23 protein-coding genes and 3 tRNA genes are annotated in these 23,670 nt (G+C 47.7%); 18 read left to right on the forward strand and 8 right to left on the reverse strand.

Translation table 11 applies throughout. The annotated features are described in order from the left end of the window. Nucleotides 1–2: 2 nt before the first annotated feature. Nucleotides 3–2,150 (forward strand): cellulose biosynthesis cyclic di-GMP-binding regulatory protein BcsB, encoded by a 2,148-nt coding sequence (gene bcsB / locus K0335_RS00885; RefSeq protein ID WP_219393691.1) that lies wholly within the window; start codon nt 3–5, stop codon nt 2,148–2,150. Nucleotides 2,151–2,187: 37 nt separating this feature from the next. On the opposite strand, the gene yedF is transcribed toward bcsB, so the two are convergent. Both yedF and yedE read right to left on the reverse strand, forming a co-directional pair. Beyond that, entirely contained in the window at nt 2,188–2,421 is a 234-nt protein-coding gene (gene yedF / locus K0335_RS00890) for a sulfurtransferase-like selenium metabolism protein YedF (RefSeq protein WP_104919646.1), read from the reverse strand. Then, a complete protein-coding gene (yedE, locus tag K0335_RS00895) occupies nt 2,418–3,644 on the reverse strand; it encodes a selenium metabolism membrane protein YedE/FdhT (protein WP_331716986.1) in 1,227 nt (408 codons plus the stop codon). The genes yedF and yedE overlap by 4 nt, the downstream gene beginning before the upstream one ends. Nucleotides 3,645–3,809: 165 nt before the next feature. Here yedE and yedD point away from each other — a divergent pair, with 165 nt between their 5' ends. Further along, nucleotides 3,810–4,223 carry a lipoprotein YedD gene (gene yedD, locus K0335_RS00900; RefSeq protein WP_002431599.1) on the forward strand — a complete coding sequence of 138 codons (414 nt, stop codon included), beginning with the start codon at nt 3,810–3,812 and terminating at the stop codon, nt 4,221–4,223. 32 nt (nt 4,224–4,255) lie between these two features. Here the strand turns inward: yedD and amyA are convergent, their stop codons facing one another. The 4 genes from amyA to fliD all read right to left on the reverse strand — a co-directional run bounded on the left by amyA (nt 4,256) and on the right by fliD (nt 8,012). Then, nucleotides 4,256–5,743 (reverse strand): alpha-amylase, encoded by a 1,488-nt coding sequence (amyA, locus tag K0335_RS00905; RefSeq protein WP_104919648.1) that lies wholly within the window; start codon nt 5,741–5,743, stop codon nt 4,256–4,258. A gap of 65 nt (nt 5,744–5,808) precedes the next feature. Then, complete coding sequence (gene fliT / locus K0335_RS00910) at nt 5,809–6,180, reverse strand: flagella biosynthesis regulatory protein FliT (protein ID WP_104919649.1); 372 nt, start codon at nt 6,178–6,180, stop codon at nt 5,809–5,811. Further along, the gene (gene fliS, locus K0335_RS00915) at nt 6,177–6,587 is read right to left on the reverse strand and encodes a flagellar export chaperone FliS (RefSeq protein ID WP_104919650.1); all 411 of its coding nucleotides are present in this window, start codon (nt 6,585–6,587) and stop codon (nt 6,177–6,179) included. The genes fliT and fliS overlap by 4 nt, the downstream gene beginning before the upstream one ends. 18 nt (nt 6,588–6,605) lie before the next feature. Then, the gene (fliD, locus tag K0335_RS00920) at nt 6,606–8,012 is read right to left on the reverse strand and encodes a flagellar filament capping protein FliD (RefSeq protein ID WP_000146106.1); all 1,407 of its coding nucleotides are present in this window, start codon (nt 8,010–8,012) and stop codon (nt 6,606–6,608) included. Nucleotides 8,013–8,245: 233 nt separating this feature from the next. Between fliD and K0335_RS00925 the strand changes: the two genes are divergently transcribed. The 8 genes from K0335_RS00925 to sdiA all read left to right on the forward strand — a co-directional run bounded on the left by K0335_RS00925 (nt 8,246) and on the right by sdiA (nt 15,340). After that, nucleotides 8,246–9,496 (forward strand): FliC/FljB family flagellin, encoded by a 1,251-nt coding sequence (locus K0335_RS00925; RefSeq protein ID WP_182227767.1) that lies wholly within the window; start codon nt 8,246–8,248, stop codon nt 9,494–9,496. Nucleotides 9,497–9,661: 165 nt separating this feature from the next. Beyond that, on the forward strand, nt 9,662–10,378 hold the full coding sequence (locus tag K0335_RS00930; RefSeq protein ID WP_001087452.1) for an RNA polymerase sigma factor FliA: 717 nt from the start codon (nt 9,662–9,664) through the stop codon (nt 10,376–10,378). A 58-nt stretch (nt 10,379–10,436) separates the two neighbouring features. Next, nucleotides 10,437–10,976 carry a flagella biosynthesis regulatory protein FliZ gene (gene fliZ, locus K0335_RS00935; protein ID WP_000218085.1) on the forward strand — a complete coding sequence of 180 codons (540 nt, stop codon included), beginning with the start codon at nt 10,437–10,439 and terminating at the stop codon, nt 10,974–10,976. A gap of 87 nt (nt 10,977–11,063) precedes the next feature. Then, the gene (tcyJ, locus tag K0335_RS00940; RefSeq protein ID WP_015953333.1) at nt 11,064–11,864 is read left to right on the forward strand and encodes a cystine ABC transporter substrate-binding protein; all 801 of its coding nucleotides are present in this window, start codon (nt 11,064–11,066) and stop codon (nt 11,862–11,864) included. 106 nt (nt 11,865–11,970) lie between these two features. After that, entirely contained in the window at nt 11,971–12,957 is a 987-nt protein-coding gene (gene dcyD, locus K0335_RS00945) for a D-cysteine desulfhydrase (protein WP_160193995.1), read from the forward strand. 15 nt (nt 12,958–12,972) lie between these two features. Continuing rightward, entirely contained in the window at nt 12,973–13,641 is a 669-nt protein-coding gene (gene tcyL, locus K0335_RS00950; RefSeq protein ID WP_001158201.1) for a cystine ABC transporter permease, read from the forward strand. After that, complete coding sequence (gene tcyN, locus K0335_RS00955; RefSeq protein ID WP_219393693.1) at nt 13,638–14,390, forward strand: L-cystine ABC transporter ATP-binding protein TcyN; 753 nt, start codon at nt 13,638–13,640, stop codon at nt 14,388–14,390. Before tcyL ends, tcyN begins: the two co-directional genes overlap by 4 nt. A 227-nt stretch (nt 14,391–14,617) precedes the next feature. Beyond that, the gene (gene sdiA / locus K0335_RS00960) at nt 14,618–15,340 is read left to right on the forward strand and encodes a transcriptional regulator SdiA (RefSeq protein ID WP_000543721.1); all 723 of its coding nucleotides are present in this window, start codon (nt 14,618–14,620) and stop codon (nt 15,338–15,340) included. A 67-nt stretch (nt 15,341–15,407) separates the two neighbouring features. On the opposite strand, the gene K0335_RS00965 is transcribed toward sdiA, so the two are convergent. Next, on the reverse strand, nt 15,408–15,632 hold the full coding sequence (locus K0335_RS00965) for a DUF2594 family protein (RefSeq protein ID WP_000106486.1): 225 nt from the start codon (nt 15,630–15,632) through the stop codon (nt 15,408–15,410). A gap of 445 nt (nt 15,633–16,077) precedes the next feature. Here K0335_RS00965 and uvrY point away from each other — a divergent pair, with 445 nt between their 5' ends. The 7 genes from uvrY to K0335_RS01000 all read left to right on the forward strand — a co-directional run bounded on the left by uvrY (nt 16,078) and on the right by K0335_RS01000 (nt 20,483). Further along, nucleotides 16,078–16,734 (forward strand): UvrY/SirA/GacA family response regulator transcription factor, encoded by a 657-nt coding sequence (gene uvrY, locus K0335_RS00970; protein WP_000611317.1) that lies wholly within the window; start codon nt 16,078–16,080, stop codon nt 16,732–16,734. Next, complete coding sequence (gene uvrC, locus K0335_RS00975) at nt 16,731–18,563, forward strand: excinuclease ABC subunit UvrC (RefSeq protein WP_001283403.1); 1,833 nt, start codon at nt 16,731–16,733, stop codon at nt 18,561–18,563. Before uvrY ends, uvrC begins: the two co-directional genes overlap by 4 nt. Nucleotides 18,564–18,619: 56 nt before the next feature. Further along, nucleotides 18,620–19,168: a CDP-diacylglycerol--glycerol-3-phosphate 3-phosphatidyltransferase gene (gene pgsA, locus K0335_RS00980; protein ID WP_001160185.1), complete on the forward strand. Its 549-nt coding sequence runs from the start codon at nt 18,620–18,622 to the stop codon at nt 19,166–19,168. A 151-nt stretch (nt 19,169–19,319) separates the two neighbouring features. Then, nucleotides 19,320–19,395: transfer RNA gene (locus K0335_RS00985), tRNA-Gly, on the forward strand. Between the two features lie 54 nt (nt 19,396–19,449). Next, nucleotides 19,450–19,523 (forward strand) — tRNA-Cys (locus K0335_RS00990). A gap of 12 nt (nt 19,524–19,535) precedes the next feature. Next, nucleotides 19,536–19,622, forward strand: a tRNA-Leu gene (locus K0335_RS00995). Nucleotides 19,623–19,787: 165 nt separating this feature from the next. Further along, a complete protein-coding gene (locus K0335_RS01000; protein WP_104919654.1) occupies nt 19,788–20,483 on the forward strand; it encodes a hypothetical protein in 696 nt (231 codons plus the stop codon). A 48-nt stretch (nt 20,484–20,531) separates the two neighbouring features. Here K0335_RS01000 and kch read toward each other — a convergent pair whose 3' ends face one another. Continuing rightward, the gene (gene kch / locus K0335_RS01005; protein ID WP_104919655.1) at nt 20,532–21,776 is read right to left on the reverse strand and encodes a voltage-gated potassium channel protein; all 1,245 of its coding nucleotides are present in this window, start codon (nt 21,774–21,776) and stop codon (nt 20,532–20,534) included. A 347-nt stretch (nt 21,777–22,123) separates the two neighbouring features. On the opposite strand from kch, the gene appC reads away from it, so the two are divergent. Beyond that, nucleotides 22,124–23,668, forward strand: a complete 1,545-nt coding sequence (appC, locus tag K0335_RS01010; protein WP_000263594.1) for a cytochrome bd-II oxidase subunit 1 — start codon at nt 22,124–22,126, stop codon at nt 23,666–23,668. The last annotated feature ends 2 nt before the right edge of the window (nt 23,669–23,670 follow it).

Below are 23,670 nucleotides of genomic sequence, written 5' to 3' on the forward strand. Positions count from 1 at the left end.
TAATGCTAAGAAAACTTTTTTGCATCTATGCACTGGCAATGGGAATATCGTTACTGCCAGCGGCAGCTGCTACACCGTCAACAACGAGTAGTTCTTCAACTCAGGATGAAATTTCACGCGAGGTAAAACTCTCCTTTGCGCAAATCTCGCCTTTGGGAAAAATGAAGCTCAATGGGGTAAATCCGCATGGCACCATTGAGTTCGGAATGCGTAGTGACGAGGTAGCAACAAAAGCGTTGCTTAACCTTGAATATACGCCATCGCCTTCACTATTGCCTGTTCAGTCGCAACTCAAAATCTATCTCAATGATGAGTTGATGGATGTATTGCCGATTACATCGGAGCAACTGGGGAAAAAATCGCATGCCAGGGTAACGCTTAACCCACTGTATATGAAGAACTTCAACCGTGTGCGAGTGGAGTTCGTTGGCCATTATCGACAAGCTTGTGAGAACCCGACCAACAGTAGCCTGTGGGTGGACGTTTCAGGGAATAGTGGGCTGGAGCTTCGTTGGCAAAAAATTCCCCTACAGAACGACTTAGCTTTTTTCCCGATACCGTTTTTCGATTCCCATGATGAGGGACCCACAATTATACCGATGGTATTTGCCGGATCACCTGCCAGCGAACAGCAGCAGGCTGCCGCTATTGTTGCCTCATGGTTTGGCTCACGCTCCGCCTGGCGTGGGCAACAATTTCCTGTACATTACAATCAGCTGCCATCCAGTAATGCTATCGTTTTTGCCACTAACGATAATCGCCCGGACTTTCTCAACAATTACCCGGCAGTAGATGCACCGGTGATCGGGATGATGACGCATCCTGCTTATCCGCAACATAAATTATTGCTGATCCTGGGGCGTGATGATCAGGATCTACTGATGGCGGCGAAGGGGATTGCTCAGGGCAATATATTATTCCGTGGCGAAAGGGTGGTCGTTAAAGATGTCAAACAGCTGGCAGCACGAAAGCCATACGATGCGCCAAATTGGGTACGTACTGATCGTCCAATTACGTTTGCCGAGCTGAAAACCTGGGAAGGGCAGTTACAGTCCAGTGGCGTGGATTCTGCGGCAATTGATGTGGCACTGAATTTACCGCCAGATCTCTTTTTATTGCGCAACAGTGGTATCGATATGCACCTTAAGTATCGGTACACCGCTCCGCCGGTGGTCGATGGTGCGCAGATGGATATCAGCCTGAACAACCAGTTTCTGCAATCCGTACCCTTGAACGACCATGCGCAACGTCAGGTGTTGCGTTTACCGCTTTTACAAGAATTACTAGATGATCATCCTGAAGTACCCGTATCTGCGCTAAAACCAGGGGAAACTAATCGTCTGCGTTTTAACTTCGAGTTTAAAAATGCGTTGCCAGAACGGGCAGATAAGCGCTGTATGAATTATCGGATGATTGAGAATCATGCGGTAATTGCTGATGACTCGACGATCGATTTCTCTAAGTACCATCACTTTTTGGCAATGCCAGATTTACGGGTGTTTGCACACACGGGGTTTCCGTTCAGCCGGATGGCGGATCTCTCAGAAACGCTCGTTCTGATGCCAAAAGCGCCAGACGAAGCGCCAGTGTCCACGCTGTTAAATACGGTTGCGTTAATCGGAGCACACACCGGGTTTCCTGCTATCAATCTCACGGTAACTGATGATAGTCGTGCTATTGAACGCAGAGATGCGGATATTTTGCTTATTGGCGCACTTCCGGAGAATCTGAAAGACGCTAACAATATTGCACTTAAACAAACTCAGACAACGCTTAGCTCCTCCGCTGCAATGGCAATGGTGACAGGATTTGAGTCCCCGTGGCACGAAAAGCGCAGTGTAGTGGCGTTACTGGCAGAGAATGCTCAGGATTATCAGTTGCTTAATAATGCTCTGAATGACAGCACAAAACGCGCCGGGATATCTGGTTCGTTGGCGATTATTCGTGATTCAGGCGTTGAAAGTCTGCGGTCGGGCAATATTTACTATGTTGGTCATTTGCCATGGTATGAGCGGCTGCAGTATACCCTGGCGAATCATCCTGTTTTACTGGCGGTGATGGCTGCGAGTAGTGTGATGCTACTGGCATGGGTGTTGTGGCGAATACTGCGCATTATCAGCCGCCGCCGTTTGAATCCGGGTCAGGAGTAATAAAAGAGTTACCCACCATGCGGTGGGTAACCTGAATTCATTTTTGAATTAAATAGCGAATGGTCGGGCCATCTTGTTGGATGTCGAGCACGGTATAGCCGTGATTGCGGGCATCCAGTGGGATGTTATTGATCGACTGTGGACAGTCGCTCACCACTTCAAGAATTTCGCCTTTTTTTAACTGCGGCATGGCTTCAAGGGTAGCGACCGCCGGATATGGGCAAGGTTCGCCAACCATATCAAGACGATAATCAGGAACGATGTTTCTCATGTAATCTCCTTAACGCTTTGCACGCCAGCACGACGGAAGAAGCGTTTTTCCCAACCGATAATCAGCAGCAGCGCTGCAAACAGTAACAAATAAGTCACCAACAGGCCGCCCATCGGGCCAAAAGTTTTCAGCAGGTTGATTTTGTCCCAGTCGGTTGCTAGTGCCGGAGCAAAATCATCCCAGTAGTAAGCCAGAATCGTAGAGCCGATGACGTTGCCAAGACCGACCCACCAGTAATGCACCTGACCTTCCACGGCGCGGTACATCCAGCCCGTTTCGCAGCCACCCGCCAGCACAATACCAAACCCAAACAGTAAACCACCGATCACTGCGTTAGGACCTGCCCACATGATTTTCGGTTCTACACCCAACTGCACATAACTAAAAATACCAATCGCACTCACCGCCATACCGATAATGATCGCTTTTGCCATATGTGTGCGACCGGTGATCCACATATCGCGGAAGGCGGAAGTAAAGCAGATTTGCGCACGTTCAATCAGCAAACCAAAACCGACGCCAAACAGCATCGCCAGCCCCAGTTTTGGTTGATTCATCGCCGTTAATAGCGCCCAGCCAAGCATACCGATAAAGACCAACATCCCAAGGCGGAAGCGACGTCGCGCCTGATCAGGTTTTTGGGTTAATGGCGATGCGGCAGAGACTTTCTGCATTTTTACCGGAATACGGAAAATGGGTAACAGGGTAAAGCGCGCCCCGAACCATGAGCCGATAGCGGTGGCAATGGCAAAGAACCACGCATGTAGTGAGAACTGTGGAATGCCGGTAAAGAACGCGGCGAGGTTACAGCCCATCGCCAAACGTGCGCCAAACCCGGCAATTATGCCACCGACAATGGCTTGCATAATGCGAATACGGCTACGTGGCATACGTAATTTAACGTTGTTAGCCCAGAGAGCTGCGGTAAAACAACCGCCAAACATACCGAGGATCATCATCCCGTCGATCCGGGTTAATGGCGAGCCTTCGAGATGGATAATTTTAAAGTATCCCCACTCTTCGGCATGTACGCCAAACAGTTGCAGGATCTGACCGCCCCAACGGGTAAATTCGCCAGTGACTGCCCAGAAGGTGCCAGTGATGCCAAAATAATAAGTGGAGAGAATACCGGCCGCGATGACCGCAGGGATAGGCGCCCAGAATTTAATCAACCAGGCTTGTTTGAATTGTTGCCATGACATGTATGTAGCCTCTGAACTCAGAAGGTTTGAAACAAGAGCCGCGAATAATACACCAGACAAATTTATTTGCGGGGTAATAATTGATAAAAATAATGGTTAGATCAAATTTCTGGTGGAACCTGGAAAGGCTGGCAGCATCAGGGCTTTAATGCCACAATCCTCTTTTCTTCTCATGCAGGACTAATGATGAAAAAACTCGCAATTGCAGGCGCACTTATGCTGTTGGCTGGCTGTGCCGAAGTCGAAAATTATAACAATGTCGTGAAAACTCCCGCGCCCGACTGGCTGGCAGGATACTGGCAAACCAAAGGGCCACAACGCAGCCTGGTTAGCCCGGAAGCGATAGGGAGTCTGATTGTCACCAAAGCGGGCGATACGCTGGATTGTCGTCAGTGGCAGCGGGTGATTGCTTTACCTGGTAAGCTGACGCTGATGTCTGATGATCTCACCAATGTCACCGTGAAACGTGAACTGTATGAGATTGAGCGAGATGGCAACACGATTGAATATGACGGTATGACGATGGAACGCGTGGATCGTCCAACCGCAGAGTGTGCAGCGGCCCTGGCAAAAGCGCCGTTGCCGACGCCGCTGCCGTAACCTCATACCCCGGCGTGCTGCCGGGGATATTTTTAAATCACCTCTTCAATAACCCACACACTGACGCTACCGCCATTGCAAAAAAACGTTGCTTCGCCGTTTTCATCGGTCACCACACTCTCTTGTCGATTACCGAGGAAATCTCGCCAGTTTTTATTGCCATAATTTTCACCAAGAGTAATGGTTTTTTCGCCATCGTCGCCGTTGGACATTATCACCACACATCCCGGAGCTTCGTCAGTCCCGCTACGGCTAAAGGCGATACAGTTCGGATGGTCAAAATAGAGTGTCTGTACGCCATGAGCGAACCGCTGGCGGGCGAGAATTAACTCATCCAGTTGCTCAATAACCGGCATATCAATCGGGTACGTTTGCCCATCACCGCCGACATCTTCGTAATGAGCACCGTAAAGATCAGGGTAGAACACCGAAGGTACACCGTTTTCTCGCAGCAATATCAGGGCATAGGCCAGCGGCTTAAACCACGGTTCTACGGGGGCTTCCAGTGCCTGTAATGGCTGAGTATCGTGGTTTGCCACCAGGGTAACGGCATGGAAAGGATCTGCTTCCACCAGCGTACCCGTGAAAATCTGTGTCATATCGTAGTCACGCCCCATGCGAGATGCTTCGTGAAATTTCATTTGCAGCGGCGCATCAAACAGCATGGTTTTACCTTCCACTTGATCAATATACGTTTGCAGTTTATCGACCTCGTGCGACCAGTATTCCGCCACAATAAACAGCGGTTTTGGCGCGACTTCCTGCACGTGCTCAATCCACTCTTTATAAAACCAGGCGGGAATATGTTTTACCGCGTCGAGACGAAAACCATCACATTGCGTTTGTTCCATGACCCAACGCGCCCAGTATTTGATCTCTTCCGTGACCGCATGATTGCGAAAATCGATATTCTCGCCCATCAGGTAATCGAAATTACCCAATTCATCATCAACCTGATCGTTCCAGCCCTCTCCGGTGTAGTCATTAACGATTTTAAAAATGCCATCTTCATTGGGGTTTTCGATATGGTCAAGGCCGCTAAAGCATTTGAAATCCCAGATGAATTGCGAATATTTTCCCGCACGGGCAGGGAAGGTATAACGCGTCCAGCCTTCGCATTCGATAATTTCATCGTCAATTTGCGTGCGATCATCTTCGTTGACTCGCTGAACACGAATCGCTTCTTTTTCGTCCGCGCCCATCTTGTGATTCACTACCACATCCAGCAAGACGGCAATATCGTTACGTTTCAGGGCATCGATCGCACCAAGCAGCTGCGCTTTATCACCATATTTGGTAGGAATGGTGCCTTTTTGGTCAAACTCACCTAAATCAAACAGATCATAAGAGTCGTAGCCAACGGAATATCCCCCCGAAGCGCCTTTATACGCCGGGGGAAGCCAGACCATATTGATACCAATATCATTTAAACCGTCGGCGCGTTCTGCCAGTTCGGGCCAGAGTTGACCGCCTTCCGGGTAATACCAGTGGAAGCATTGCAAAAGTGTGGGGTTTTTCATCTTCCGTGCTCCAGAAGTCATTAGCGACTTCTGGAGTATGGAAGATTTTAAGACGAAGCGAGAGATTATTGTTGGACGAAGGGCGCTTTCGGCACCAACAACATTCCCGACAGATGGCCATAGGCATGGTTGATGGATTTTTGGCGTGTCGATTGGCCTATCAGGCCACTAAGTTCGTCCAGGCGCAGTTGCAGCAGCCCTTTAAGCTTTTGCTCATTATTGAGTGCCTGGCTGATATAGCCGGTGATCATCTCCTGGACACCCGGTGCCATTTTAGGTGGAGTTTGTGATTGCATGACTGCTTCAATCCCTTGTAGATAGGAAACTTCCTGATCCAGAAGCAGGTTCCATTCACCACGTTCAGCAAGCTCCAGCAACGACTGGCTTAGCAGCGCTACTCGCTGCCAACGGCTAATAAACTCCACAGGTGAGGTCATTCACGTAACTCCTGGGAAACGCCTTTTGGCGAAATCTGTTTCCAGGCATCGGCAATATTGCCCAATAACCCTTCAACTTCCTCAATGGCCTGGACGTCATTACGCACATTGGCCTGTAGCAGGCGGCGAACCATATAGTCATAGAGACTGGAAAGATTACGCGCGAGTTCACCCCCTTTCTCTTCGTCCAGACCCGCTTTTAATCCGTTATCAATAATATTGATGGCCTTACTGAGGGCTTCACCTTTCGCCACGATTTCGCCTTGCTGCATAAACAGGCGAGCGCGCACCAGGGCGCTGTGGGCACCATCAAATAACATCTCGATCAACTGATGTGGACTGGCGCTCATCACGCCACTTTCCACACCGACTTGCGCATACGCTTGGATACCGCTCGCGGTAGACATAGTTACCTCATGTTTTGATTAGCTGCTCATAGCTTCAAATTGTTGGGTTAAGTAAGTGCTGGTGTTATTCAGTTTGCTCATCATGGTATCGAGCTGGGTAAACTGCGCCTGATAGCGGGCGATAGTGTCATCGATGCTGGCACTGACAGAAAGATACTGTTTGGTTAATTTTTTCAGTGTGCTGTTAATACTGTCCTGCGCGCTGTCGATAATACCGTCATCAGCCAGATAGCCTTTTACCAGCCCGGCAATTTTGGTGGTAATACCGGTTTCTTTACCATCACCAACTAATAATTGCTGCACATCAACCGAATGTTCGCTAAGCGCTTTTTTCAGTTTATCGTCATCAATTTTTAATTTGCCGGTGGTCCCGTCCTGGGTAATGCCGATTTGCGATAATGTTTGAAAATTACCGCTGTTGGCACTGGCAGAAAATTGCCCACGAATACCGGTTTGGATTGTGCGCACGGTGCTGTCACCCAACAATGCGCCATTACTGGTATCTTGTTTTTCAGCGCCAGGATCAACTGCCGTATATTTAGTCAGTGAACCGATGGTATCGACCAGAGAGTTATATGCCTCAACCCATGCTTTAATTGCGCTGGTAGATTTTTCATCACTTTTATTGACGGTGATCGTGACGTCATCGACGACTTTTGTCAGGTTTAGCGTAATTCCTTGTGGCGCATCGGTAATGGTATTGCTGCTGCGCTCGATATTAATCCCGTTTACGCTAAGTTTGGCGTCCTGCGCTTCGACAATTTGTTCGACATTATTTCCGGTGACATCCGGGTTATTAAAGCTAATAAACTGGTTTAATTTGTCATCACCTTGTACTGAAACACTCATCTGATTTTCCAGACCTGTTTCTGATGAGGTTAATACCAGTTGATAGTCATTATCTTTCACTTTCACAATGCTGGCAGAAACCCCACCATCGGCATTGTTAATGGCATCACGCAGCCCCTCCAGAGAGGTTTGTTCACTGGTGAGCTTAATTTCCAGCGGCTTGTCTTTGCCATCCTGCTTGATAACCAGCGTACGTTCGCTGTTGCTATTACCCTGAATGGCTTTGCTGTCGGTGACAGGTGTCGTAGTGCGAATAGACTGCGCCTGCGCCAGTTGGCTGACGCTGATTTTATAAATCCCGGCAGCGGCACCGGCAGTGGTGCTGACGGTTAAATCCGTCGAGGAGCTGACCGCTGTGGTGCTTTTAAAAAGGGCGGCATCGTTTAAAGCAGTATTCGCTGTCTGGAATTTCTCCAGCGAGCTTTTTAAGGTGCCAAATGCCGTCAACCGGGCGGTATTGCTGCTCTGCTGTTGGGAAATGGGCGTTAAGCGTTTTTTCTCTGCGGTAGTCAGGTTCGTCAGTAATGTATCCAGCGGTAAATTAGAGCCAACACCCAACGAAGTAAACGAAGCCATGCCTTATTCCTTTTGATTGCAAACAGAAGATAAGTGCGTTATCGGCAATCTTTCGCCAAAGTTTAAGGAAAAAGGGGCGTTGATAATGCGCGGAATAGTGAGACATAAAGCAGGTAATTCGGCGAGTAAAAATTTTCTAAAGTTCGAAATTCAGGTGCCGATACAAGGGGTACGGTGAGAAACCGTGGGCAACAGCCCAATAACATCAAGTGGTATTTGATAAGGAAAAAATCATGGCACAAGTCATTAATACAAACAGCCTGTCGCTGTTGACCCAGAATAACCTGAATAAATCTCAGTCTTCTCTGAGCTCCGCCATTGAACGTCTCTCTTCTGGCCTGCGTATTAACAGTGCTAAAGATGACGCAGCAGGTCAGGCGATTGCTAACCGTTTTACGGCAAATATTAAAGGTCTGACTCAGGCTTCCCGTAACGCGAATGATGGTATTTCTATCGCGCAGACTACTGAAGGTGCGTTAAACGAAATCACCAATAACCTGCAGCGTGTACGTGAACTTTCTGTTCAGGCAGCTAATGGAACTAACTCTGACTCTGACCTGAAATCCATCCAGGATGAAATTGATCAACGTTTAACAGAAATTAACCGTGTTGCGGAGCAAACGGATTTTAACGGAACGAAAGTGTTAAGCAAAGATGGTAAATTAACTATCCAGGTTGGCGCGAATGACAATGAAACAATTTCAATTGATCTGAAGAAAATCGATTCATCAACACTTGGTCTCGATAAACTAGATGTAACTAAAATGGGGAACACTGTTTCAGGTGGTACTTCATTGAATGTTAGTGTCGCCTTCAAAGAGGCAATGCTGACTGATCTCAGCGGCGCAGCCACTACTGGTGGTAAATTGCAAACGGATGATACAGGAAAATCATTTGTGACTATTGGCGGTAAAAGTTATGAAGCAAAAGTGGATAATACGAATGGTACTGTAACATTCGATTCAAAGGGAGCGGCATATACCGCTTCTGGTACAGCAAAAGATGTTACCACTATAGGTAAAACTGTTAAATTTGATAATAAAGGCCTTGGTATTAATGATGATTTAGTTAAATATAAAGATGACAAGGGTAATGATACTTATGCGATCCGCAATACAGATGCTGTGACTGGACGCTCAACGTATAAAAAAGTAGTATTTGCCGACGATGGTACAGTGACTGCTGGTACTGCAGTCACGCCTGATATTACAGTAAATCCATTAGAGAAAATTGATGCAGCCCTGTCTGATGTTGACAAATTCCGTAGCCAATTAGGTGCAGTACAAAACCGTTTCGACTCTGCCATCACCAACCTTGGCAACACTGTAAACAACCTGTCTTCTGCCCGTAGCCGTATCGAAGATGCTGACTACGCGACCGAAGTGTCTAACATGTCTCGTGCGCAGATCCTGCAACAAGCAGGTACTTCTGTTCTGGCACAGGCTAACCAGACCACGCAGAACGTACTGTCTCTGCTGCGTTAATCGCCGCTATATTCTGCCAAACCCCGCTCCGGCGGGGTTTTTTCTAGCAGGCAAATAGCCGTAACCTGCAAATAACCCCCCATTTCACCCACTATTCATCCGATTAAATCCTCTACAGAAACGGATAATCATGCCGATAACACATCTAACGCAGGGCTGTTTATCGTGAATTCACTGTATACCGCTGAAGGCGTAATGGATAAACACTCGCTGTGGCAACGCTATGTGCCGCTGGTGCGACACGAAGCACTGCGCCTACAGGTGCGGCTGCCCGCGAGCGTAGAACTGGACGACCTGCTACAGGCAGGCGGCATCGGGTTATTGAACGCAGTAGACCGCTATGACGCTCTGCAAGGAACGGCATTTACAACTTACGCAGTGCAGCGTATCCGAGGGGCAATGCTGGATGAACTACGCAGCCGTGACTGGGCGCCGCGTAGTGTCCGCCGCAATGCGCGCGAAGTGGCGCAGGCAATAGGGCAACTGGAACAAGAGTTAGGGCGCAACGCCAGCGAAACGGAAGTGGCAAAACGACTGGGGATCTCGACAGAAGAGTATCGCCAGATGTTGCTCGATACCAATAACAGTCAGTTGTTTTCCTATGACGAATGGCGGGAAGAGCATGGTGACAGTGCTGAACTGATCACCGAAGAGCATCAGCAGGCTAATCCGCTGCACCAGTTGCTGGAGAGTGATCTGCGCCAGCAAGTAATGGATGCCATCGAACGTTTGCCAGAGCGTGAAAAATTGGTGCTTACCCTTTACTATCAGGAAGAGCTGAATCTCAAAGAGATCGGCGCGGTACTGGAAGTGGGGGAGTCGCGCGTCAGTCAGTTGCATAGCCAGGCCATCAAACGATTACGCAGCAAACTGGGTAGGTGAATACGGTAACCACATTGCCGTCAAATGCCGCACAACGAATTGACTACCAGGAGTTATCATGACGGTGCAGCAAAGCAAACGACGGCCTCTGAGCCGCTACCTGAAAGACTTTAAACATAGCCAGACGCATTGTACCCACTGCCGCAAATTGCTCGATCGCATCACTCTTGTGCGCAGCGGGCAAATTGTTAACAAGCTGGAAATTGCTCGCCTTGATACCCCCATGGATGAGCCAGAGTGGCAGGAAGAACAACAACAATGGTCTGCGCTGTGCCGTTTTTGTGGTGATCTGCATTGCAAAGCTCACAATGATTTCTTCGATATTGTGGGTTTTAAACAATTTCTGATAGAACAGGCCGAAATGAGCCATAGCTCCATTCGTGAGTATGTCGTGCGCCTGCGCCGCCTGGGTAATCACCTCCATCAACAACACGTTTCACGTGCGCTACTGGCAGAAGGATATCTGGATGAAATCCTTGCGCCATGGTTACCGCAAACCAGCACCACCAATTACCTTATCGCGCTGCGTAAATATGAGCAGTATCGATCACAAAATCCTTCTTTACAGGTTCAGAGACTTACATCTGATATATATTAAAAATGAATAAGATGTAACGGAGTGTTTTTTGGCGCGAGTCAGAAACGCTCTACACTGATGCCGTTACTGACAACATTTGGGGTAATTATGAAATTAGCACTTCTGGGACGTCGGGCGTTGTTGAGCGTTATGGCGCTGGCACTGGTTGCCGGAATGAGCGCAAAAACCTTTGCAGATGAAGGCCTGTTAAATAAAGTTAAAGAGCGAGGCACGCTGCTGGTGGGCCTCGAAGGTACTTATCCTCCGTTCAGTTTTCAGGGCGATGATGGCAAGTTGACTGGTTTTGAAGTGGAATTTGCCCAGCAACTGGCTAAACATCTCGGTGTTGAAGCGACGCTGAAACCAACCAAATGGGACGGAATGCTGGCATCGCTGGATTCAAAACGTATTGATGTGGTGATTAATCAGGTCACCATCTCTGACGAACGTAAGAAAAAATATGACTTCTCTACCCCCTACACCGTCTCCGGTATTCAGGCGCTGGTGAAAAAAGGTAATGAAGGAACGATTAAAACGGCGAATGATTTAAAAGGTAAAAAAGTGGGTGTCGGATTAGGGACGAACTATGAAGAGTGGTTGCGCCAGAATGTGCAGGGCGTAGACATTCGTACCTATGACGATGATCCAACCAAATATCAGGATCTGCGAGTCGGTCGCATTGATGCCATCCTGGTGGATCGTCTTGCCGCACTGGATTTGGTAAAGAAAACCAAAGACACACTTGCGGTAACAGGTGACGCGTTCTCCCGTCAGGAATCGGGCGTGGCTGTGCGTAAGAACAATGAAGACCTGCTGAAAGCGGTCAATGAAGCGATTGCCGAAATGCAAAAAGATGGCACTTTGCAGGCACTCTCACAAAAATGGTTTGGCGCTGATGTGACGAAATAATCATTGTAAACGACAAAAAAGGCGCTTTAACCGGCGCCTTTTTTATTTAATTCTCAACCGGGTGCATAATAAACAATAACTCACATCAATGTTTACCGGAGGCTCCATGTCACTGCAAAACTTAACGCGTTTCCCGCGTCTGGAATTTATTGGCGCACCAACGCCTCTTGAATATCTGCCGCGTTTTTCTGATTACCTCGGTCGTGAAATATTTATAAAACGCGATGATGTGACGCCGCTGGCAATGGGCGGCAATAAAGTCCGCAAACTGGAATTCCTTGCCGCCGATGCGCTGCGGGAAGGTGCTGATACTCTGGTAACGGCAGGGGCAATTCAGTCAAATCATGTGCGCCAGACAGCCGCTGTGGCGGCAAAACTGGGCTTGCATTGCGTCGCTTTACTGGAAAATCCCATCGGTACGCAGGCGGAAAACTATCTCAGTAATGGCAATCGACTATTGCTGGATTTATTCAACGTTCAGGTGGAGATGTGCGCAGCACTCGATGATCCAGATGCACAATTACAGGAGCTCGCCACGCGCATAGAAGCTCAGGGATTTCGTCCGTATGTTATCCCGGTCGGCGGTTCAAATGTGCTGGGGGCGCTGGGCTATGTCGAAAGCGCGCTGGAGATCGCACAACAGTGCGAAGGTGCGGTTAATCTTTCTTCAGTGGTGGTGGCTTCCGGTAGCGCGGGTACACATGCCGGGCTGGCGGTAGGGCTGGAACATCTGCTGCCAGAAACTGAATTGATCGGGGTTACCGTGTCCCGCTCCGTTGCCGACCAAAAACCGAAAGTGGTTGCTTTGCAACAGGCGGTCGCTCGTGAACTTGAACTGAGTGCAGCGGCAGAAATTACACTCTGGGATGAATACTTTGCACCAGGGTACGGTACGCCGAACGAAGAGGGGATGGAAGCGGTGAAATTGCTGGCGCGGCTGGAAGGCATTTTGCTTGATCCGGTTTATACCGGCAAAGCGATGGCCGGGTTGATTGATGGCATCAGCCAGAAACGCTTTAAAGATCAGGGCCCGATTCTGTTTATTCATACTGGTGGGGCGCCTGCGCTTTTCGCCTATCATCCGCACGTATAACTTTCGGAACTGCTCATGCAAGAAAGTATTGATTTAGTTATTGAATCCTTGCCATATCTACTCAAAGGTGCGGTCTTTACTCTGCAATTAAGTATTGGCGGGATGTTTTTTGGGCTGCTGCTTGGGTTTATTCTTGCGTTAATGCGGCTTTCTCCGGTTGGGCCACTGCGTTGGCTGGCACGGTTTTATATCTCGATTTTTCGTGGCACGCCGCTTATTGCACAGCTATTTATGATCTATTACGGTTTGCCGCAGTTTGGTATTGAACTCGATCCGGTGCCGTCGGCAATGATTGGTTTGTCATTAAACACGGCGGCATATGCTGCCGAGACTTTACGGGCAGCTATTTCTTCTATTGATAAAGGGCAGTGGGAAGCGGCAGCCAGTATTGGTATGACGCCCTGGCAAACGATGCGCCGGGCAATTTTGCCCCAGGCAGCACGTGTGGCATTACCCCCACTGAGCAACAGTTTTATCAGTCTGGTGAAAGACACTTCGCTGGCGGCGACGATTCAGGTGCCAGAGTTGTTCCGTCAGGCACAGTTGATCACCTCGCGTACGCTGGAAGTGTTCACGATGTATCTGGCGGCCTCCCTGATTTACTGGATCATGGCAACAGTGCTTTCTACCCTGCAAAACTATTTCGAAAATCAACTTAACCGCCAGGAGAGAGAGCCGAAATGAGTGCGATAGAAGTTAAAAACCTGGTAAAAAAATTCCATGGTCAAACTGTATTACACGGGATTGATTTGGCGGTGAAAACCGGGGAAGTGGTGGCGATTATTGGCCCCAGCGGTTCCGGGAAAACGACGTTGTTACGTAGTATTAATCTCCTGGAACAACCGGAGTCTGGCACGATTAAAGTGGGAGAGATAACGATCGATGCCGGACGTGCGCTTAGCCAACAAAAAGGGCTAATCCGCCAGCTGCGTCAGCATGTCGGTTTTGTTTTTCAAAACTTTAATCTGTTTCCTCACCGTACAGTGCTGGAAAATATTATTGAAGGACCGGTAATCGTTAAAGGCGAAGCAAAAGAAGAGGCGATAGCACGTGCGCGGGAGTTACTGGCGAAAGTTGACCTTGCCGGTAAAGAAAACAGTTATCCACGTCGCTTGTCAGGAGGGCAACAACAGCGTGTGGCGATCGCTCGTGCACTGGCGATGCGCCCGGAAGTTATTTTATTTGATGAGCCGACGTCGGCATTAGATCCTGAGTTAGTCGGGGAAGTGTTAAATACAATTCGTCAACTGGCCGAAGAAAAGCGAACCATGGTAATAGTAACTCATGAAATGAGTTTTGCCCGTGATGTTGCTGATCGGGCAATATTTATGGACCAGGGTAAAATTGTTGAACAAGGGCCAGCAAAATCACTATTTGCTGATCCAAAACAGCCTCGAACCCGTCTGTTCCTGGAAAAATTTCTTCTGCAATAAAGCGGATAAAGATTCCCCAGGCTGCGTGTTGGTCTGGGGAATATATTCTTTTCGAATTTTTAGATATTGAATTTTTCTAAATGCAATACCCTGAAATTAGTAGGAAAAGTTGCTGAAACTAATTAAACCGTCAACGAAGTGATTATTTTTTTATATAAAATATGTTTATGTGATAGTTTATTTCATCCGTATAAATGAGTTTAGCGCCATGGGATATTGCAATTTGTATGCATGATATTGAATTTTTCACCTGGCGACGGACTATGCTGTCACGCTTTCAGGAAATGGCTTCCGCTGAAGATGTTTTTCAGGAATTACAACTTCAAACACAAAAACTGGAATTTGATTATTATTCTTTGTGTGTCCGTCATCCCGTCCCGTTTACAAGGCCCAAAGTGGCGTATTATTCAACTTATCCTGAAGCCTGGGTGTCTTATTACCAGCAGCACAACTTTTTAGCGATCGATCCCGTCTTAAAGCCAGAAAACTTTAGTCAGGGCCATCTGTTGTGGGATGACGCATTGTTTAGCGAAGCACAACCACTGTGGGATGCGGCGCGGGCGCATGGGTTGCGTAGAGGGGTAACGCAATACTTGATGTTGTCTAATAGAGCGCTTGGTTTTCTTTCGCTTTCCCGCATGAGTGCTCGTGAAGGGCCAATTGCCCATGATGAACTGGAGTTGAAACTGCAACTTCTGGTACGTGAAAGTCTTAATGTTCTGGCACGATTGCAACACGAGATGGTGATGACGCCCGCGATGCGTTTTAGTAAACGGGAAACTGAAATCCTGCGCTGGACAGCAGAAGGGAAGACTTCAGCAGAGATCGCCATGATTTTGTCGATATCAGAAAATACCGTCAATTTTCATCAAAAGAATATGCAGAAAAAATTCAATGCCCCCAATAAAACGCAGGTGGCCTGTTATGCGGCGGCAACGGGGATAATCTGAAGGGAAAACCGTTCTGTGTGAAAAAGGCAAAAACCGGCTGAAAGTCAGGCTGTCAGCCGGTTTTTGTTTACTGGCGGTAAGCCTGTTTAATTTGCTTAACAGTTTTAGAAAATACCGCAGCCTGAGTTTCATCTGCGATCAGCGCCAGCTGTTTTTCCATTTTCAACATTACGCGCCCGGCGTCAGCTTGCCCCATGGCCTGTAACATCAGGGTTAACATGGACTTCAGGCAAGCGATTTCATGAGCCAGATCTTGAGTATTTTCAGCAGTGGAAAAATCAGGCGTACTCATTTATTTTCCTCTAAATGTTGCAATGACAAATGTGAAGGCGGCGGAGTATATCATAAGCCCGGCGAAAAATATCAGTGGTTAATTTATGAGCGTAAATATCATTGCCACCAGACGAATAAACAATTTGCAATCAAGCTTATATTTTATTCATTCATCGTTTATCTCGCGTATATAGTTCGTTAATTGTTGTTACAAAAATGCATGTTAATTTGAATGTGATGGACAGCAAGGTGAATTTTTTGTCACTTTTCTGAAACCTGTCTCGCTTACCGCGCGGCAAGCAGGCTGTAGAGGAAGGCGTTACAGGAAACTGTACGAAATAATTTCCAAAAACGAGAGCAAAATCTAATGACGGACATTTTAACATTTCAAAGTTGGGGTAAAACCCGCTAATATAGGGACGACATAATATCAGTAGCGTTATCCCTATTCTGGAGATATTCCTTTGATCAACGTTCTTCTTGTTGATGACCACGAACTGGTGCGCGCAGGGATACGACGCATTCTGGAAGATATAAAGGGTATAAAAGTTGTCGGTGAGGCATGTTGCGGCGAAGACGCCGTTAAATGGTGCCGTTCTAACACCGTCGATGTGGTGTTGATGGACATGAGTATGCCTGGTATCGGTGGCCTTGAAGCAACGCGCAAAATCGCGCGCTCTTCAGCAGATATCAAAGTGATTATGTTGACCGTTCACACTGAAAACCCGTTGCCTGCAAAAGTTATGCAGGCGGGTGCGGCAGGTTACCTGAGCAAAGGAGCAGCCCCCCAGGAAGTGGTTAGCGCGATTCGTTCTGTTTATTCAGGGCAGCGGTATATTGCGTCGGATATTGCGCAGCAGATGGCGCTCAGCCAGATCGAGCCGGAAAAAACCGAAACGCCTTTTGCCAGTTTGTCCGAACGTGAATTGCAGATTATGCTGATGATCACCAAAGGCCAGAAGGTTAATGAGATCTCAGAACAACTGAATCTCAGCCCGAAAACGGTGAACAGTTATCGCTACCGTATGTTCAGTAAACTAAACATTCACGGTGATGTTGAACTGACCCACCTGGCGATTCGCCATGGCCTGTGTAATGCGGAGACATTATCAAGCCAGTGAGTGATCAGTTTGATGCCAAAGCGTTTTTAAAAACCGTTACCAGTCAGCCTGGCGTCTATCGTATGTATGATGCCGGCGGTACGGTCATTTATGTGGGTAAAGCCAAAGACCTCAAAAAACGCCTTTCCAGTTATTTCCGCAGCAACCTTGCTTCACGTAAAACAGAAGCACTGGTTGCTCAGATCCAGCAAATTGATGTCACGGTGACACACACCGAGACGGAAGCTCTGTTACTGGAACATAACTATATTAAGCTTTATCAACCGCGCTATAACGTACTGTTGCGCGATGATAAATCTTATCCCTTTATATTCCTGAGTGGTGACACGCACCCGCGTCTTGCTATGCATCGCGGTGCAAAGCACGCGAAAGGGGAGTATTTTGGCCCCTTCCCAAATGGTTATGCCGTGCGGGAAACGTTGGCACTACTCCAAAAAATCTTCCCTATCCGCCAGTGTGAAAACAGCGTTTATCGCAACCGCTCTCGTCCTTGTCTGCAATACCAGATTGGCCGCTGCCTGGGGCCGTGTGTAGCTGGTCTGGTCAGCGAAGAAGAGTACGCTCAGCAGGTTGAATACGTACGCCTGTTTTTATCTGGCAAAGATGATCAGGTGCTTACACAACTGATTGCACGTATGGAAAAGGCCAGTCAGAACCTTGAATTTGAAGAGGCAGCACGTATTCGGGATCAAATTCAGGCCGTTCGCCGGGTAACTGAAAAACAATTTGTTTCTAATACCGGTGATGACCTGGATGTTATTGGTGTGGCGTTTGATGCAGGCATGGCATGTGTACATGTGCTATTTATTCGTCAGGGAAAGGTACTAGGCAGTCGCAGTTATTTTCCAAAAGTTCCTGGAGGCACTGAGCTTGGCGAAGTCGTTGAAACCTTTGTCGGGCAGTTTTATCTGCAGGGAAGCCAGATGAGAACGTTGCCTGGCGAAATCCTGCTTGATTTTAATCTCAGTGATAAAACGCTGCTTGCCGATTCACTTACAGAGCTGGCGGGGCGGCGGATCAACGTCCAGACCAAACCACGTGGTGATCGTGCGCGTTACCTTAAACTGGCGCGAACGAATGCTGCGACAGCACTGACCAGCAAGCTTTCGCAACAATCCACCGTTCATCAGCGTCTCTCGGCCCTCGCAACGGTATTGAAACTTCCTGAAGTTAAACGGATGGAGTGTTTCGATATCAGTCATACCATGGGGGAACAGACCGTAGCGTCTTGTGTGGTGTTTGATGCCAATGGTCCGTTGCGGTCGGAATATCGCCGTTACAACATTACGGGTATTACACCCGGCGATGATTATGCGGCAATGAATCAGGTTCTTCGTCGTCGCTATGGCAAAGCAATCGAAGAAAGTAAGATTCCGGACGTTATCCTGATCGACGGTGGTAAAGGGCAACTGGCGCAGGCCAAAGCTGTTTTTGCCGAACTGGATGTTCCCTGGGATAAAAACCGTCCGCTGCTTTTGGGCGTTGCCAAAGGCGCTGACCGTAAAGCCGGGTTGGAAACGTTATTCTTTGAACCAGAAGGGGAAGGGTTTAGTTTGCCGTCAGATTCTCCCGCTCTGCATGTCATCCAGCATATTCGCGATGAATCGCACGATCACGCCATTGGCGGGCATCGTAAAAAACGGGCCAAAGTCAAAAACACCAGTACCCTGGAAACGATCGAAGGTGTCGGTCCTAAGCGCCGTCAAATGCTGTTGAAATATATGGGCGGTTTGCAAGGATTACGTAACGCAAGTGTCGAGGAAATTGCAAAAGTGCCGGGTATTTCGCAAGGTCTGGCAGAAAAGATCTTCTGGTCGTTGAAACATTGAGTCCGCTGTAGCAACATAGGGGTAATTTCTCTGACAACAGATAGTTACCCGTCATTATGCAATTTAATATCCCTACGTTGCTCACGCTGTTTCGCGTCATCCTTATCCCATTCTTTGTATTGGTCTTTTATCTCCCTGTCACCTGGTCGCCATTTGCTGCTGCGCTTATTTTCTGCGTCGCGGCAGTGACCGACTGGTTTGATGGTTTCCTGGCGCGGCGCTGGAATCAAAGCACCCGTTTCGGGGCGTTTCTTGATCCCGTTGCCGACAAAGTCCTGGTGGCAATTGCAATGGTACTGGTTACCGAGCACTACCACAGCTGGTGGGTGACGTTACCGGCAGCAACCATGATTGCGCGTGAAATTATTATTTCTGCACTGCGTGAGTGGATGGCGGAACTGGGCAAACGCAGTAGTGTGGCTGTATCCTGGATTGGTAAAGTGAAAACCACGGCACAAATGGTAGCGCTGGCATGGCTGTTATGGCGTCCGAACATTTGGGTCGAGTATGCGGGGATTGCATTATTCTTCGTTGCTGCTGTGCTGACACTGTGGTCAATGTTCCAGTATTTGAACGCTGCGCGAGCAGATTTGCTTGAACAGTGATCGTTTCGCCGCAATTTTCAGCAAACGATCATCTGCGGCGAAAAATATCGTTGACTCATCGCGTCAGGTAAGTAGAATGCAACGCATCGAACGGCGGCACTGATTGCCAGACGATAATGAAATCAAGTGATTAACAAATTGCTTGGTGAATGCGGGAATAGCTCAGTTGGTAGAGCACGACCTTGCCAAGGTCGGGGTCGCGAGTTCGAGTCTCGTTTCCCGCTCCAGTTTAAAAGGCATCGGCGATAAGCGGGTGTCTGGCTGAAAGGCCTGAAGAATTTGGCGCGTTAACAAAGCGGTTATGTAGCGGATTGCAAATCCGTCTAGTCCGGTTCGACTCCGGAACGCGCCTCCAATTTCTTCCCGAGCCCGGATGGTGGAATCGGTAGACACAAGGGATTTAAAATCCCTCGGCGGCAACGCTGTGCGGGTTCAAGTCCCGCTCCGGGTACCATGGGGAAGATAAGAATAAAATCAAAGCAATAAGCAGTGTCGTGAAACCACCTTCGGGTGGTTTTTTTGTACATGAAATTTCTCTCTTTCTCTGGACACTAAGCCTCGGAATTCCTGAATTACACATAAGAGAGCGAAAACAAGATTTTTATCAGGAATCAAAAAGATGGTGACTCAACATAGTATTGGGCAACGTAAAGCGTTGTGGGATGCTTTCTGTCAGCGACAACAGATCATTGCTAACACCACTCCTCTTTTTGATGTTGATAATGAATCTATGGTTCGTATCAAGCAGGTTGGGAAAAAGGCAACCCGGCGTCTCCTGGTCCGAAGTGAATCTATGGAATCACTGGTTATCTCTCAAACTAATATTCTGCTGGATGACATTGCTCGTGAAAGCAATCAGTTCGATGGTTTGATTTATATGATGTTTATACGCGATCACGAGGATGTTATTCCTCTCTATATCGGTAAAACAGAATCGAAAGGGCGTATTAATGCAATTTCAGCGAATATAAAAGATGTCGAGCGGGTGAAAGATAAATTTGCTCGTTGGGGGGATAACTACCAGTATCATATTGGCGATCTCAGTGCATGTGTCTTACCTGGACATGATACAAAGTACGTCACACAGAAGTATCTACACTGGGCGAAAAACGTGTTTGTGGATTTCCCAACCGAGAAACCGCAACTTAAGCAGGATATCTGGTTCTGGTGTAAGGCCTGGAACAAAAATGATATTGGCGTCTGGCCTGAATTCGGCGCAACAAGATTAAATTTTCTTGAATATCTTTTAATTGGTTTGGCAAGTTCTCTTTTTCCGAATACACTGCTTAATCGTGAGGGGCATAGCCGTAGCTGACTGTCTGCAATATGTAAACTCGGAGGGCATGGTACCCTCCATATTGAGTTACGCTTTAACCTCATTCGTCTTTTTTTCGTCAGTATCGTTATCACCAAACAGTCCATGCCCGGAGTTCAGTAGCATCGATACCAGCATATTATTGTCGATCTCTTCGCCGTTTAAGATACGGGCTAAAATCTCGCTACCAAATAATTGTGGTGACAGGATGATATCAGGTTGTACTTTTTTCACTTTGTTCAGGTTTTTGCTGTCGCTTACTGCCAATACAGTTTTGACATCTTTGCTGAGATCTTTCGCTGAAAGCACCACAAAGGCGTTATCGGCATCATTGTCACTGAGCGCCAGAATCGCCCGGCAGTCGTCAATGCCGGCTTTTTTCAAAATCGCGCTGTCATTACTGTCACCTAAAATCATATCGAAATTGCCACCTAACCGCTGATCCAGCAGATTAGCTTCATCTTCTGGCAGGTTAGTGATCACGGTAACTTTTTGCCCACGCTGGTTGAGTTGCAAGATAGTGTTTACCGCCAGAATAGAGTGACCGCAGACAATAAAGTGATCTTTGCGATTCATAGTATGCTTTTTCCCTTTAACCAGTCTGTTCAGGCCGCCACGGATTAGCGGGCCAAAAATCGATGTAATAGATGTTGCGAAAACCGTAATGCCCGAAATAATTACCGATACAGTGAACAAGCGGGCAGTCTCTGAAACCGGCACAATATCGCCATAACCGACAGTAGTCATGGTTTCTATTGAAAAATAGAATGCAGTCACCAGACTTTCTATTTTGGGATTGAAGCCTTCTCCCAAATATAGCGAACCATAGGTAGAGTAAAACAATAAGGTGGTGAAACTGATAAACGCAAAGATACTGCCCGCAGTGGCGCTGCTGTGGGAAAAATCTTTACTCAGTAACAGCAGCATCACCATCGTAAAGAGGCAAAAACCGATACTGAATTTAAGATAAGGATAGAAATGCAGTGTGTAGATTAGTGTAATCAACAGCAGTATCAGGCTTATGGCCCAGGCAAGTTTGGCGCGAAAAAGCAAACCAATGGAGTTCAAAACCAGAAACACCCCAAGCATGAACAGTGGGGCGTTAGCAAGCAGTGAAAGATCTAATCCTGTGTAGGCGTGGATATGGAAAATATCCAACAGGCTAACAGACATTCCATAAATGGTTTTAAAAATAAGTAAACCGTTAATAAGTACAGCCAGAGCGGTTATGTCATGCCTGCATGCCAGCCATAATTTTATAATTACTCTTTTAAATACAGCCAAGTGACTCACTGAAAACCTCTGCAACTTTTCTCAATTAACTGGTGGTTTTATCCCGCCAGAGCAAGTCGGATTTTCAACCTGTCAGATAATACTAGATGAGATTATCCTCAAGAATCAAAGATTTTCACGGTGTCGCGATAAGTCTTGTTCAAATCCGCTCCATGCGGATTTATCGTTCACTTTTGTATACTTAGCGTAATAATAAAAATCCTAAGAATATGTCCGCAAAGTGAAATAATAAATTTAGTTCTTTAATTACCACAATCGGCTTATCTATATACACATAGGATGTAGTGGTATAGCAAGCGAACTACTATTAGCAGGTTATTTCCCTCTAATCGCCTACAGGAGTTCGCATGTGGGATGTTATTGACCTCTCGCGCTGGCAGTTTGCACTGACCGCGCTCTATCACTTTTTGTTTGTTCCTCTCACTTTGGGGTTGATTTTTTTGCTGGCTGTCATGGAAACCATCTATGTGGTAACCGGCAAAACAATCTACCGTGACATGACCCGTTTCTGGGGTAAGTTATTCGGCATTAACTTTGCTCTTGGTGTGGCGACAGGCCTGACCATGGAGTTTCAGTTTGGCACCAACTGGTCTTTCTATTCCAACTATGTGGGTGATATTTTCGGCGCACCGTTGGCGATGGAAGCGTTAATGGCTTTCTTCCTGGAATCTACCTTTGTCGGTCTGTTTTTCTTTGGCTGGCAGCGTCTCAATAAATACCAGCATCTACTGGTGACCTGGCTGGTAGCCTTCGGTTCCAATATCTCTGCACTATGGATACTTAACGGCAATGGCTGGATGCAATATCCCACCGGGGCGCATTTTAATCTTGAAACCTTGCGTATGGAGATGACCAGCTTTAGTGATCTGGTACTCAATCCGGTAAGTCAGGTGAAATTTGTCCATACCGTTATGTCCGGTTATGTGACAGGTGCGATGTTCATTATGGCGATCAGTGCCTGGTATTTACTGCGTGGGCGTGAACGCGATGTGGCGCTGCGCTCGTTTGCCATTGGTTCGGTATTTGGCACCTTAGCGATTCTGGGAACGCTACAACTTGGCGACAGTTCAGCTTATGAAGTAGCAAAAGTACAACCAGTGAAACTGGCGGCAATGGAAGGGGAGTGGCAAACAGAACCCGCTCCCGCCCCCTTTCATCTGTTAGCCTGGCCTGAGCAAGAGCAGGAAAAAAATGCCTTCGCTATCAAAATTCCGGCGTTGCTGGGGATACTGGCGACCCATTCTTTAGATAAGCCCGTTCCGGGGCTGAAAAATCTGATGGCAGAGACTTTGCCGCGTTTGCAACGAGGGCGTATTGCCTGGTTGTTAATGAATGAAATTTCGCAGGGTGACCGTTCGCCACACATACTACGCGCATTCCGTGCCGTTGAGGATGACCTCGGGTATGGCATGTTGTTGGCGCGTTACGCGCCAGATATGAATAACGTGACGCCAGAGCAATACCAGGCGGCCATGCGCGGCGCAATTCCTCAGGTAGCCCCTGTGTTCTGGAGTTTTCGCATCATGATTGGCTGTGGTTCATTACTGTTATTGGTGATGTTGATTGCTCTGGTACAGACGATTCGCGGGCGCATCGAACAACATCGTTGGGTGCTACGCATGGTGTTCTGGAGCTTACCATTACCCTGGATTGCCATTGAAGCCGGCTGGTTTATGACTGAGTTTGGTCGTCAGCCGTGGGCGATTCAGGATATTCTACCAACCTGGGCGGCTCATTCTGCACTTACCGTCGGCCAACTGGCATTTTCAATGGGATTGATCCTTGGGCTGTACACACTGTTTTTGATCGCAGAAGTCTATCTGATGCAGAAATATGCCCGGCTCGGGCCAGGAGCAATGCACAGTGAACAACCCGTCCAGCAACAGGGGTAAGG

It is taken from the genome of Escherichia sp. GZ89 (assembly GCF_019366485.1).
In the GTDB taxonomy this organism is placed as follows: Bacteria; Pseudomonadota; Gammaproteobacteria; order Enterobacterales; family Enterobacteriaceae; genus Escherichia; species Escherichia fergusonii.

What these genes read in the sequence shown, in the direction of transcription:
- bcsB (WP_219393691.1), top strand. Translation starts at nt 3, where the DNA reads ATGCTAAGAAAACTTTTTTGCATCTATGCACTGGCAATGGGAATATCG.
- yedF (WP_104919646.1), bottom strand. Translation starts at nt 2,421, where the DNA reads ATGAGAAACATCGTTCCTGATTATCGTCTTGATATGGTTGGCGAACCT.
- yedD (WP_002431599.1), top strand. Translation starts at nt 3,810, where the DNA reads ATGAAAAAACTCGCAATTGCAGGCGCACTTATGCTGTTGGCTGGCTGT.
- amyA (WP_104919648.1), bottom strand. Translation starts at nt 5,743, where the DNA reads ATGAAAAACCCCACACTTTTGCAATGCTTCCACTGGTATTACCCGGAA.
- fliT (WP_104919649.1), bottom strand. Translation starts at nt 6,180, where the DNA reads ATGACCTCACCTGTGGAGTTTATTAGCCGTTGGCAGCGAGTAGCGCTG.
- fliS (WP_104919650.1), bottom strand. Translation starts at nt 6,587, where the DNA reads ATGTCTACCGCGAGCGGTATCCAAGCGTATGCGCAAGTCGGTGTGGAA.
- fliD (WP_000146106.1), bottom strand. Translation starts at nt 8,012, where the DNA reads ATGGCTTCGTTTACTTCGTTGGGTGTTGGCTCTAATTTACCGCTGGAT.
- K0335_RS00925 (WP_182227767.1), top strand. Translation starts at nt 8,246, where the DNA reads ATGGCACAAGTCATTAATACAAACAGCCTGTCGCTGTTGACCCAGAAT.
- fliZ (WP_000218085.1), top strand. Translation starts at nt 10,437, where the DNA reads ATGACGGTGCAGCAAAGCAAACGACGGCCTCTGAGCCGCTACCTGAAA.
- tcyJ (WP_015953333.1), top strand. Translation starts at nt 11,064, where the DNA reads ATGAAATTAGCACTTCTGGGACGTCGGGCGTTGTTGAGCGTTATGGCG.
- dcyD (WP_160193995.1), top strand. Translation starts at nt 11,971, where the DNA reads ATGTCACTGCAAAACTTAACGCGTTTCCCGCGTCTGGAATTTATTGGC.
- tcyL (WP_001158201.1), top strand. Translation starts at nt 12,973, where the DNA reads ATGCAAGAAAGTATTGATTTAGTTATTGAATCCTTGCCATATCTACTC.
- tcyN (WP_219393693.1), top strand. Translation starts at nt 13,638, where the DNA reads ATGAGTGCGATAGAAGTTAAAAACCTGGTAAAAAAATTCCATGGTCAA.
- sdiA (WP_000543721.1), top strand. Translation starts at nt 14,618, where the DNA reads ATGCATGATATTGAATTTTTCACCTGGCGACGGACTATGCTGTCACGC.
- K0335_RS00965 (WP_000106486.1), bottom strand. Translation starts at nt 15,632, where the DNA reads ATGAGTACGCCTGATTTTTCCACTGCTGAAAATACTCAAGATCTGGCT.
- pgsA (WP_001160185.1), top strand. Translation starts at nt 18,620, where the DNA reads ATGCAATTTAATATCCCTACGTTGCTCACGCTGTTTCGCGTCATCCTT.
- K0335_RS01000 (WP_104919654.1), top strand. Translation starts at nt 19,788, where the DNA reads ATGGTGACTCAACATAGTATTGGGCAACGTAAAGCGTTGTGGGATGCT.
- appC (WP_000263594.1), top strand. Translation starts at nt 22,124, where the DNA reads ATGTGGGATGTTATTGACCTCTCGCGCTGGCAGTTTGCACTGACCGCG.